This is a genomic window from Marinifilum sp. JC120 (assembly GCA_004923195.1).
In the GTDB taxonomy this organism is placed as follows: Bacteria; Desulfobacterota; Desulfovibrionia; order Desulfovibrionales; family Desulfovibrionaceae; genus Maridesulfovibrio.
Genome location: RDSB01000030.1, coordinates 24,432 through 35,089 on the forward strand (window position 1 = coordinate 24,432; position 10,658 = coordinate 35,089).

Annotated in this window: 13 protein-coding genes; 4 read left to right on the forward strand and 9 right to left on the reverse strand. The window is 42.0% G+C overall.

Annotated features, from left to right (window positions below; all coding sequences use genetic code 11):
• Positions 1-6: 6 nt before the first annotated feature.
• The 8 genes from D0S45_19395 to D0S45_19430 form a co-directional block, all read right to left on the reverse strand.
• Entirely contained in the window at positions 7-771 is a 765-nt protein-coding gene (locus D0S45_19395) for a macrocin-O-methyltransferase (GenBank protein TIH12007.1), read from the reverse strand.
• 109 nt (positions 772-880) lie between these two features.
• Positions 881-1,612, reverse strand: coding sequence for a cephalosporin hydroxylase (locus D0S45_19400; GenBank protein TIH12008.1), 732 nt, complete (start codon positions 1,610-1,612; stop codon positions 881-883).
• Between the two features lie 220 nt (positions 1,613-1,832).
• Positions 1,833-3,077, reverse strand: a complete 1,245-nt coding sequence (locus D0S45_19405) for a methyltransferase domain-containing protein (GenBank protein ID TIH12009.1) — start codon at positions 3,075-3,077, stop codon at positions 1,833-1,835.
• Positions 3,074-3,625: a dTDP-4-dehydrorhamnose 3,5-epimerase gene (gene rfbC, locus D0S45_19410; protein ID TIH12010.1), complete on the reverse strand. Its 552-nt coding sequence runs from the start codon at positions 3,623-3,625 to the stop codon at positions 3,074-3,076. The genes D0S45_19405 and rfbC overlap by 4 nt, the downstream gene beginning before the upstream one ends.
• Before the next feature lie 89 nt (positions 3,626-3,714).
• A complete protein-coding gene (gene rfbG, locus D0S45_19415; GenBank protein ID TIH12011.1) occupies positions 3,715-4,773 on the reverse strand; it encodes a CDP-glucose 4,6-dehydratase in 1,059 nt (352 codons plus the stop codon).
• The gene (gene rfbF, locus D0S45_19420) at positions 4,758-5,537 is read right to left on the reverse strand and encodes a glucose-1-phosphate cytidylyltransferase (protein ID TIH12012.1); all 780 of its coding nucleotides are present in this window, start codon (positions 5,535-5,537) and stop codon (positions 4,758-4,760) included. Before rfbF ends, rfbG begins: the two co-directional genes overlap by 16 nt.
• 46 nt (positions 5,538-5,583) lie before the next feature.
• Complete coding sequence (locus D0S45_19425; GenBank protein TIH12020.1) at positions 5,584-6,696, reverse strand: DegT/DnrJ/EryC1/StrS family aminotransferase; 1,113 nt, start codon at positions 6,694-6,696, stop codon at positions 5,584-5,586.
• Between the two features lie 122 nt (positions 6,697-6,818).
• Complete coding sequence (locus tag D0S45_19430; GenBank protein ID TIH12013.1) at positions 6,819-7,727, reverse strand: radical SAM protein; 909 nt, start codon at positions 7,725-7,727, stop codon at positions 6,819-6,821.
• A 260-nt stretch (positions 7,728-7,987) separates the two neighbouring features.
• Here D0S45_19430 and D0S45_19435 point away from each other — a divergent pair, with 260 nt between their 5' ends.
• Genes D0S45_19435 through D0S45_19445 form a run of 3 tightly spaced genes read left to right on the forward strand, consistent with a single transcriptional unit; the run spans position 7,988 to position 9,825 of the window.
• Positions 7,988-8,281 carry a hypothetical protein gene (locus D0S45_19435; protein TIH12014.1) on the forward strand — a complete coding sequence of 98 codons (294 nt, stop codon included), beginning with the start codon at positions 7,988-7,990 and terminating at the stop codon, positions 8,279-8,281.
• Positions 8,269-8,574, forward strand: coding sequence for a hypothetical protein (locus tag D0S45_19440; protein TIH12015.1), 306 nt, complete (start codon positions 8,269-8,271; stop codon positions 8,572-8,574). Before D0S45_19435 ends, D0S45_19440 begins: the two co-directional genes overlap by 13 nt.
• A gap of 18 nt (positions 8,575-8,592) precedes the next feature.
• Positions 8,593-9,825: a hypothetical protein gene (locus D0S45_19445; GenBank protein ID TIH12016.1), complete on the forward strand. Its 1,233-nt coding sequence runs from the start codon at positions 8,593-8,595 to the stop codon at positions 9,823-9,825.
• 83 nt (positions 9,826-9,908) lie between these two features.
• On the opposite strand, the gene D0S45_19450 is transcribed toward D0S45_19445, so the two are convergent.
• The gene (locus D0S45_19450) at positions 9,909-10,313 is read right to left on the reverse strand and encodes a hypothetical protein (GenBank protein TIH12017.1); all 405 of its coding nucleotides are present in this window, start codon (positions 10,311-10,313) and stop codon (positions 9,909-9,911) included.
• Between the two features lie 219 nt (positions 10,314-10,532).
• Between D0S45_19450 and D0S45_19455 the strand changes: the two genes are divergently transcribed.
• Positions 10,533-10,658, forward strand: a 126-nt coding sequence (locus D0S45_19455) for a helix-turn-helix domain-containing protein (GenBank protein TIH12018.1), incomplete at its 3' end; no start/stop codon positions are given.

Consider the following 10,658-nt stretch of genomic DNA (forward strand, 5'->3'; position numbering starts at 1 on the left):
ATATACCTACTTAATAAAATATGCGGTAGGAATTGAACTCAGGGGCATTGTTTTCAATACTGGTTTTTCTTTGTCGGCGAAGTATTCGTCAAAAGCAGAACCTTCCCCGCCCCATTCATGCATTCCATATTCGTCTAAAATTACCATTCCGCCGGGGACAACAAGAGGATAAAAAGCTTCCAGTGCAGCTTTGGTGGGCTTGTATATATCCACATCCAGATGCAGCAGGGAAATACGCAATCCGGGATTATTTTTTACGTATTCTTTTGCAGTATCTTCAATATTTCCGACTACAAGCTCTACTCGTTTGGCGCGGGGAATGAAGCTATCCTTATGGAACGTATCAATATGCTCAAGTAGTTCATCGTAGTACGGAGAAGAATCCCAGCCGCCTTTCACCTTGGAACGCAAAGGATTTTCAGGACCATCCTGCTCAACCAATTCGGGGAATCCGGCAAAGTTATCAAAACCTATGACCTTCCGGATTCTGTCTCCCGGACAAAAAATTTCCAGCAATTTGGCCCAGGTCAGCAGACTGCTACCGCGGTATACACCACACTCAACAATAGATCCGGGAGAATCCTTGATCATTTTGAACAATTCATAATGAACCAGAAAGCGACTCATATTGACACGTCTGACATACAACGGAAAAGACTCCAAAACATCTCGAAGAGGCATTTTGTGTTCGGTAACAGCCTGTTCAATGCTGTTCCAAATTTCATCATCATACGAAAACATACCGCCGACTCGTTCTTCTTTCTTTCCCATTTTTACCGCCTGTTTTATTAAATAATTTGCACAATATTTTGACAGAAACAATCCACAGCACTCATACTGCAGCTATTATACCAGCCCAGAAACCTATTCGGCACAACCGCTAGAGATCTTTAATACATCTCAAAAAACCATCCGGACAGGCAGTCATCACAAGCTTGTTTTCAACAAAATGATCTATTTCGAATCGTCCATTTTTCTTAAGGAATTCCCACACTGCAGTTTTGGCGTTGTCCCCTTTTCCCCAGGAACGCTGAGGAAAAGAATCGTTATCCAGATCTTCAATCACGGTATCCATCACAACCAGATAGCTGCCTTTGTCTACCAGAGAAGAATACATTTCAAGTTCCTTGAGCACATGGCTGTGGGTATGGTTGGAATCAAGAATGACCATGATTTTCTCAAACCCTTTACTTATATCCTGTACTTTTTCAAAAGTATCATCTGCCACAGAAGAGCCGTCCACCAGAATAATCTCTGAGGACAGGGGATGATTTACGATGATTTCTCTATTATGCTCCCGAATATCAATATCAATCCCAACAACCTTCCTGACTCCTCCCAACAGCCGCAAAAGAGAAGCATGAAATATAAGTGATCCACCATGGGCAACTCCAGTTTCAATAATCAAGTCCGGCTTTACATCCCAGATAATCTCCTGCAGTGCCATCACATCCTGCGGCAACTGTATTATAGGCACTCCCAACCAGGAAAAATTGTATGAGTATTTATATTTTACAAACTTTGGATATAGCTTCTTGTGCACATTTTCCGACAACTCAGTGTCATTGGACATTTCTCTTATAATTTTTTCATCATTGGCTATTCTAGGCATAAATCATCACCTCATGGCTGTCCTGTCAGGAGCTGCATCAATATCTTTTGCAGTAAAAAACGGCATCTTAATTTAAACACATGACACCATATCGTTTAAGTTGTCAAACCCCGAAACACAACCTAACCATCTGTCATTTATTACCTTTCACCTTACTGTTCCCATTAGAAGCAAGATTAAGTTCAAAGCTTGGTTTGGAGCACTATATACAATCATCAAACTACTTAGAACAATTATTTGAATGTATGTGCAACTCGGGAATAGCCGTAACAAACACCCCGCCCCATTCACTGATATAGTGGTGTTCGCACTTGATTTCCCCCGCAATATTCCAGGGCAGAATCAATACGACATCTGGTTTTTGATCCCGCAGATGAACCGGTTCGTATACCGGAATATGCGATCCGGGCATATACATCCCCTGCTTGCTTGCTGCCTTATCAACACAAAAAGAAATCAAGTCGGACTTTACTCCGCAAGTGTTGAGAAGAGTGTTCCCTTTAGCTGCAGCCCCGTATGCGGCAACAGTCTTGCCCTGCTTTTTTTGTTCCAACAAAAAATACAGCAGATTATTCTTGGCTTCTTCAATCTGGTGCTGAAAATTTTCATAATAGCCAAGGTCTTGCATCCCGGCCTGCTTCTCACTTTTCAGCATTCGCGACACGGCAGGAGTTTCTTTATACTCGTCCCCGTCTTTATGAGATGCGAAAATTCGTAATGACCCGCCATGGGTGGACAGCTGCTCCACATCAAAAATATACAGCCCGTGCATCTCAAAAATCTGACTCACTGTAAAAAAAGACAAATATGAATAATGCTCCTGATAGATCGTATCAAATTGATTGTTAGCGACAAGCTCCATCAGATGTGGAAACTCCATGGTAACGACCCCACGAGTGGATAACAAGATCTTCACCCCTCTTACAAAGTCGTTTATATCAGGCACATGAGCCAAAACATTATTGCCAAGCAGAAGATCTGCCCGCTTTCCCTCTTTCACGAGCTTGTCAGCCAGCGCAGAAGTGAAAAACTCCTTCAGACACGGAATACCTTTGGCTTCTGCAATACACGCAGTATTAGATGCAGGCTCAATCCCCATACAAGGCACGCCCGACTCAACACAATGCTGCAACAAATACCCATCATTAGATGCAATCTCCACGACGAGAGAATCTGCATCAAGCCCAAAGCGTTTCTGCACCATGGCTACGTATTTACGTGCATGCTCCACCCATGAAGAAGAGGTTGAGGAAAAATAGACATAGTCATCTTTGAAAATTTCAACGGATTTTTTATGTTCCGCAACCTGAACAAGGAAACATTTTTCACAGACATAAACATGTAAGGGGTAATATATCTCTGGCTCATTTAACTGCTCACCAGTCAAAAAGGCATTTGAGACCGGCTGGTGGTATAAATTCGCGAAACCATGATTGAGCGGAGTATTACAATGCCTGCAATTCATATATTAATCCCTGAAAAATTTTGATCTATAAGCGGAGATTTCAAATCTCTCTCTGAAATATTCTGCGGGGGAAGCGGCCAGTCTATGTCTATTGCCTGATCATTATAAAGTACCCCACCCTCGGACTCAGGAGTGTACATTGCCGTGTGAAAATACAGCAGACGAGTGTCCCTTTCCATAGTTTGAAAGCCGTGGGCAAAACCTTCAGGAATAACAAGAGCCCTTTCATTTTCCGCTGAAAGGACTTCCCCATACCAGTGTAAAAAAGTTAGAGAATCCTTGCGGAGATCCACAGCGACATCAAAACAGCGCCCCTGTATACAGCGCACGATTTTGTATTCAGCATGGGGTGGATACTGAAAATGCATCCCCCGTATGGTCCCTTTGTCATAGGTGCATGAAGTATTTATCTGAACAATGGGTTTGTAGACTTCAGCTTGCTTCAATTCTTCTGTACAAAACAGTCTGGTGAAGGAACCTCTATCATCCTTGAATGTAGTAGATTCCAACAAAAACATTCCCTTCAGAGGACAAGGAGTAACACGCATCGATATCTCTTGGATTAAAATTCAGACACTCAGCAAGCATATAATTTTAAGAACTATGCCTTTCCCTGCACACAAAATCTGTGCCACACCTATTTTAAAGACAGGAAGGCCTCAACCTGCTCAAGACACAAAGCAAAAGCATCTTCCCCGTTCTCCCATCTCAAGTACCAATCTGCAGTCCATTCGACGCTTTCAGCAAAAGACAATCTGGGCTGCCATTGAAGCTTTGCGGACGCCTGAGTGCAATCCAGCCCCAAATAAACAGCTTCATGAGGATGCTCTTTCGAATCACAGACCACTTTGCTTCCGTCCCAGTAAGACGCAAAACGCTCAACCATTTCACCCACGGTGTGCGTTTCCTGCTGCAAGGGTCCGAAATTCCAGCCATGACTGTATTTCTCAGGCTCGCCAGCCATTTTTTCAACAAGCAATAAATATCCGTATAACGGATCAAGCACATGCTGCCACGGCCGCGTCGCTCTCGGATACCGGATCGATACAGGATCATTTTTAACAAACGCCCTGAACATGTCAGGTATTAAGCGATCTGCGGCAAAGTCACCACCGCCAATAACATTACCCGCCCGAACAGAAGCAAGGGCCTGTCCTTTGTCAGAAAAAAAACTATGCCTATAAGCGTGGGTGACAAGCTCTGCACAACCTTTGCTGGCTGAATACGGATCATCACCACCGATGGGATCAGTCTCAACATACGGATGAGGCCTGCCGACATTATGATAACATTTGTCGCTGGTAACAATTACTGTACTAAGGACACTAGGGGTAAAGCGGACCGCTTCCAGCAATGAGGCGGTACCCATGATATTAGTCTGCAGGGTATCCAAAGGAGATTCATATGAATGACGAACAAGGGACTGGGCCGCAAGGTGTAAGACTATATCCGGCTCATAATCCTGCAATGTCTTCTGCAGAATAGACTGATCAATAATATCAGCATGGGTATGCTGAATATGTTTGAAAAAACGGCCAGCGTCCCAAAGACTGGGCTCTGAAGGTGGAGCAAGCGCATAGCCGCAAACATTTGCGCCTAAAGCCTGAAGCATGCATATCAGCCAGCTGCCCTTAAACCCCGTATCTCCGGTGATGAAAACACGCTTATCGTTATAAAATCTTACCAAATTTTCCATGGAGCCTTTCCTGCGTTCCACAAACCATTCAACCGCTCTGTATCACGCATTGTATCCATCCATCCCCAGAAGCCGTCATTTTTGTAGACCATCAGTTCACCTTGATTCGCCAGCTTTTCGAGAGGGCCATACTCAAAATCACAGTCCTCATCTGTACTCAGATAGTCAAACACTTTTCGATTGAGCACAAAGAAGCCGCTATTCACATAATTATTTTTTGTCTCGCTTGGCTTTTCTATAAAACTGGACACCTGATCACCATCCAGGCGCAGTTCTCCAAATTGATTTGCAGGAGAAGCTCCGGTCAGGGTGGCTATTTTTCCGTGAGAATGGTGAAATTCTATCAAGGCATTTACATCAATATCAGCTACACCATCGCCATATGTAACCATGAACGTGTCGCCTTTGATATATTTTTCAATTTGTTTAAGGCGACTGCCTTTCAAATTATGGGCCCCGGTATTGGCAAGAGTCACCGTCCAATCCGCCTCGGCATGGTGACCGTGAGAACGCAGGGACTCCGGATTTCCGAGCTGAAGCGTTATGTCATTACTCATCCATTCGTAGTTTACGAAATAATCCTTAATAACCTCACCCTTATACCCAAGAGCGAGAATAAACTCATTGTGGTTGTAGTGGGCATAGATTTTCATAATATGCCAGAGGATAGGGCGTGCCCCAATTGTAACCATGGGCTTTGGACGAAACTCCGTCTCTTCGCGAAGTCTGGTTCCAAGTCCACCACAAAGAATGACTGTTTGCATATACTCTCCTACTTTTTTGCACTGCAGATAAACACCGTTGCGATCATTACTTGTTACTTAGGGAATTCTTTAATGCCAAAACTATTTTTTGCACCTCATGCTGTGTCAATCCTAAGTAACTGGGCAGGTTGATTCCTCGTTGATACAAATCATAACTAACAACATTTTCCGGAACACTCTTATACATAGGAAACATACTAACAGGATAGAAAAAAGGCCTTACAGCAATTAATTTTGCATTCATACGGTCAATAACGGAGTCCCTTTTCTCCAGCGTCATATCCCATGAACGCCCAAAGACTACAGTGGGCATCCAGTATCCGTTAGTCGTATTTGCGGGCTCTTCGTTGAGACTGATATCAGGAACCCTGGCAAACTCTTCTTTATACCAAGTAAAAACTTCCCGTTTACTGGCAATCAATTCATCTGCTCTTTCAAATTGAGCAAGACCGAGGGCTGCATCAATGTTGGACATTTTATATTTAAGGCCGATCTCATCCACCCAGAAAAATTTAGCGCCGGCTTTTCGTCCCTGATTCTCAATAGCGCAGACTGTCGCAGCAAGATCTTCTCGATTGGAAAGCAGGATACCGCCCTCCCCCGAAGTCAAAGTCTTAGTTCCATGCAAAGAAAACACGCCAAAATCTGCAACAGTGCCCGCATAACGATCACCCCACCTTGAGCCGATTGCCTCTGCAGCATCTTCAATAACAGGCAGGCCGTGCTTTTCCGCCACATTCATAATCGAGTCCATATTGCACATATTTCCATACAGATGGGCGGCGATAACGGCTTTTGTCTTCGGGGTAATACTTGCTTCAATTTTATCAGGATCAAGGCACCAAGTGTCTTCCTTCACGTCAACAAATACAGGTGTTGCCCCTGTCCAGCTGACAGGAAACACACTCCCCACCCATGTCGTGTCAGGGACAATCACTTCATCACCGGCACCAATTCCAAGCGCCATAAGTGCCATGTGCAATGCGCCGTGGCAGCTGGAGACCGGCCAGACATGCGGAGAGTCAAAAAAAGAACCTAGATACTCTTTAAATCTGGAGAGATAACCATAACATTCAGCCCCCCAGCCGTTGGTGACGGCATCAGTAACATAATCAATCTCATGCGAAGTTATGGAAGGTTTTGCGCAAGGTATATTCATAGGCATACGCGGGCTCCTCTAACAATCAATACAATCCACCTTAATCTTACATAAAAACGGTCGCTCACAACACCACTGCACATATCAATTTAATTTCTCTGTCTAATTACAAAAAAAACATGCTACACATCCACATATTCTTTTTTCAATCTAGACAAAATAATTTGACAATTTTTGCAGAACTCGATCTGTGTTAATTTTCCGGCACTCATCAACGACCTGTATTCCTGAAACATTCCACGATTATAAATGGAAATAGGATCCTCTTTCAAAACATTTCCAATCATATTCAGTCCCTTATCATCCCCACAACATAACCCCACATCACCATCTATAAACACAATCATGCGCTGCAGTAAATCCGTACAGACAAGCCTGGTCTGCTCTGACATTTTTTTTAATTCGTGATATCTTTTTTGGATGTTCTCTGAATCAGAGGCTTTTTCAGCCCAATTATGCAGATCAAAATAACTCACTTGATCTCCATATTTAGAAGACAACAAATCTGTCCAATAAGCATAGTATTCATCCCACTCATCGGCATTTGATTCCTGTCTTATCATTCGCATAATTATCTTTGTTTCACCCAATTCACCTCTCAAATGAATAAACTGCTTAATATTCTTAACCACCTCGTCATAATTAACTCCACGCCGAATACTCTCGTGAGTCTCTTTATTTAAACCGTCCAAGGAAAATATAATTGTATTAAGTCCACCAGTTATCAACGAGGCTGAGAGTTCTTCAGTCAAAAAAGTTGCATTTGTAGCAAACCCCACTCCATTAAAACCATTTTTTTTTGCCGTATTAACCTTTTCTACAATACCTTTATCCATCAGAGGCTCCCCCATCCCATGGAGAGTCAAAAACTTCATTTTATCAGCATAAGGTTTAAAAGAATCCAGAATTGCAGAAAATCTATCGATTGACATTATTCCCTTCCTGTCAACCTCATCAATGGTGCACATGGTGCACCTTGCTGAGCAGTATCCTGCTACAATCTCAATCTGAAGATGTTCCGGTATAATCATAACTACCTCAAAGTATAGGTTAACCAAACGAAAAAACACAGTAAACCACGTAATCAGCTGAATAAATGTAAACCTTCTGTTATGCCACCTACTTCTGCGCAAAAATCAATTGCCTGTTCAAGACTGTGGGATATTTTATAACCTAATCTGAGCGATCAGCCCGCCTGACACAACATCACGGCTGGCGTATCCTTTCGTTTTTATTTACACTTTCATCCAGATAACAACCAAAACAATTTCACCCATTTGGTGGAGTCTGGATGTCCAAACGCAAACACAATAGATCAATCATTGACGATGTCCAGACCACGAATGACTGCCTGACGGGGCGGGCTGGACTTAACCTCTTCGTCCGCTATCTCTGTGGCATTAATCTTTTCCCGCACATCAATCGTCTATTTGGTTCCATGAGAAAACATCCCAAGGAAGCCCCCATCGAGGAGCTGTTCAAACAGGTGCTTTGTTTTCTCTTTGACGGCACAAGTCGCCATCTCGCACACTTCGATGTACTAACCAAGGACTCAGGATCACCCGTCCCGAAGTGGTTGAGCTGAACATTGACACCATGGTTATGTACAATGATCAAGCCCCGAAACGCCACGGCGTCAAGCCTACCTACAAAAAAGTTAAGGGCTTCCAGCCTCTTCAGATGACTTGGGGGCGCTACATTATTGATGCTGTCTTTCGTGGCGGAGACAAGCATTCCAATAACAGCGACACTGTCGAGAAAATGATCCGCCATGTGGTGCGTATGATCCGCACCCGCTACAGCGAGTCCGTCCCTATCATCATCCGTATGGTGATCCTGCTACAATATTGCGGACACAAGGTTAAGGCACTATCCTGACATTTACAGGAGAAGCAAATGTCCCGAGAGAAACGGCTAAATAATTTTATTGCTGATACGAATCTTTCTTCCCTTAAAAGTTGGGAGCAAACAACGAATGTATTTGACTTGATCGCCCTAAGCGAAACTAGAGTATCCGCATTTTTGGCATGGCTATTTAATCCCAAAGAAAGCCATGCTCTATTAGACATGTTTTTAAAAAGACTTCTCATAGAAGCAATGGGGGCTTCATCCCAATCTAATTCTTCACTTAATTCCGTTTTTGAAATTGAAACAGCATGTTTTTCCGAGGCTCTTGTTTATACGGAATTCCCGACTTTAAATGGGCAAGAGAAGATTGATATTGTAATCATAGATGAGGCAAATGGACTCTGCATTTTCATTGAGAACAAATACGGATCTACACCTCATGACAATCAGTTAAACAAATACTACGAGGCCTTAAGTAATACATATAAAGACTATGAAACTATTTTCATCTATTTAGATTGCAAAGACAAAGCAATTACCGAGCAAGAATGGATACAACTGAATTATGACTGGATATATATTTTTTTAGAACAGGTTGTAAGAAATAGAATGGTAAATGGCCCAGCTTTCAATATAATTCAAGATTTTTACTGCCATTCTTCAGATGATTATTCACTCGACCCAATCTATACTAACTCAGATTCAATCCTAACAAATCTTTACAACGAACATAACAACTTCATTAATGACATAAGGAGCTATGAATATAGTTCAGGTAAATATGTGACTGAGATCACGTATACAGACATACTGGATGAAGAATACACAAGTTATGGGTATATCCTATACAAAACGTACAAAACACACGAAAAAGTCATCAGCACACTTCTTACAATGTCTGAGTGGACTAATCTCTCTGATCAAATTTCACATGATATTAGGGATTCAAACCTTATTGAACAAAGGTCCACAGGGATATTCTTCACCACCCCGCAAGCAGTACAAATAAATGAAGAGAGCAACATTGATGACTGGCCTTTCTGCGTGTGTTGCATAACAACGCACAATAAGTCTAAAGAACATGCTGAATATGAAATATACTTAAAAATTCATAAATCTTATTCTTATTTGTTTTCAAAAGAAATTGAGGAAGAAATCTCTGACAATCGTAAAAGAGATTGGTTCAGGATAAAAAGATTTCAATTTAAAGAACTTAACGCAAGCTATCCTCTTAAATTGTATAAACTTCTTGAAGAGCGACTTCTGTTAAATGGCATGTAAATTTCACCAACATCTATTTTAAGATTTTGTATGAAATGTTAAAATAAGTAATAGATATATATTTAAAGGTTGCTTAAAACCCTTTAATATTCACTAAGAGGTTTTATGTATGGCACCTCTCCTAAATAATATTCTTTCTCAAGATCTTTAGTATTCACAGGAATTCTAATCAAAGAATCTTGAGCTTCTTTAATTGCTCCCGGAGCATGCCAATAAAGCATTGTTTGCCATGAAAAACCATTCAAAGTGAGAATAAAAGATCGAAGATTGTGTTGTTCAAGTCCTACAACAGTCCAATTATGCGAATATTTTTTAATACTATTCAACATCATATCCGCATGCTTTTTCGAAAAGAAAATAGGAATGTGCCAGCTTCCATCAGAAATGCGATTTGCGTAATATGTACCCGTATTAACTCCGTCGCGCACATCCATAATAGTCCAAAAAGGCTGTCCGACATTAGAATCAGTGGGTCCAGCAACTGCCATTAATCGATTTGCTAAAAGCAGTCCTATGGCAGGAAGATCCTGAGGGGTTAGCAACAATAAATCATGATCTTCGCCGAAGTCCAGCGCACCTCGCTGGTAGCCTGAAGTGTATTAGTTCCGACTTGATCTGACATTTCCTCTTGAAACAGAAGAGGTTCTCCTTTTTGATGGAAGTGCAAACGAACCATCAAACCAGACACTATGCCCAAGGAGAACCACATGTCCAGTTTCAATCAAAACATCATAAAACACAAGATTGGTCTGCTGAATCTGGCTGAAGAGCTTGGTAATGTTTCCAGAGCTTGCAAGCTGATGGGTTTTTCTCGCGATACTTTTTATCGGTAT

What these genes read in the sequence shown, in the direction of transcription:
- rfbF (TIH12012.1), bottom strand. Translation starts at nt 5,537, where the DNA reads ATGCAAACAGTCATTCTTTGTGGTGGACTTGGAACCAGACTTCGCGAA.
- D0S45_19425 (TIH12020.1), bottom strand. Translation starts at nt 6,696, where the DNA reads ATGAATATACCTTGCGCAAAACCTTCCATAACTTCGCATGAGATTGAT.
- D0S45_19450 (TIH12017.1), bottom strand. Translation starts at nt 10,313, where the DNA reads ATGGCAGTTGCTGGACCCACTGATTCTAATGTCGGACAGCCTTTTTGG.
- rfbC (TIH12010.1), bottom strand. Translation starts at nt 3,625, where the DNA reads ATGCGTGTTACTCCTTGTCCTCTGAAGGGAATGTTTTTGTTGGAATCT.
- D0S45_19400 (TIH12008.1), bottom strand. Translation starts at nt 1,612, where the DNA reads ATGCCTAGAATAGCCAATGATGAAAAAATTATAAGAGAAATGTCCAAT.
- D0S45_19395 (TIH12007.1), bottom strand. Translation starts at nt 771, where the DNA reads ATGGGAAAGAAAGAAGAACGAGTCGGCGGTATGTTTTCGTATGATGAT.
- rfbG (TIH12011.1), bottom strand. Translation starts at nt 4,773, where the DNA reads ATGGAAAATTTGGTAAGATTTTATAACGATAAGCGTGTTTTCATCACC.
- D0S45_19430 (TIH12013.1), bottom strand. Translation starts at nt 7,727, where the DNA reads ATGATTATACCGGAACATCTTCAGATTGAGATTGTAGCAGGATACTGC.
- D0S45_19445 (TIH12016.1), top strand. Translation starts at nt 8,593, where the DNA reads ATGTCCCGAGAGAAACGGCTAAATAATTTTATTGCTGATACGAATCTT.
- D0S45_19405 (TIH12009.1), bottom strand. Translation starts at nt 3,077, where the DNA reads ATGAATTGCAGGCATTGTAATACTCCGCTCAATCATGGTTTCGCGAAT.
- D0S45_19435 (TIH12014.1), top strand. Translation starts at nt 7,988, where the DNA reads ATGTCCAAACGCAAACACAATAGATCAATCATTGACGATGTCCAGACC.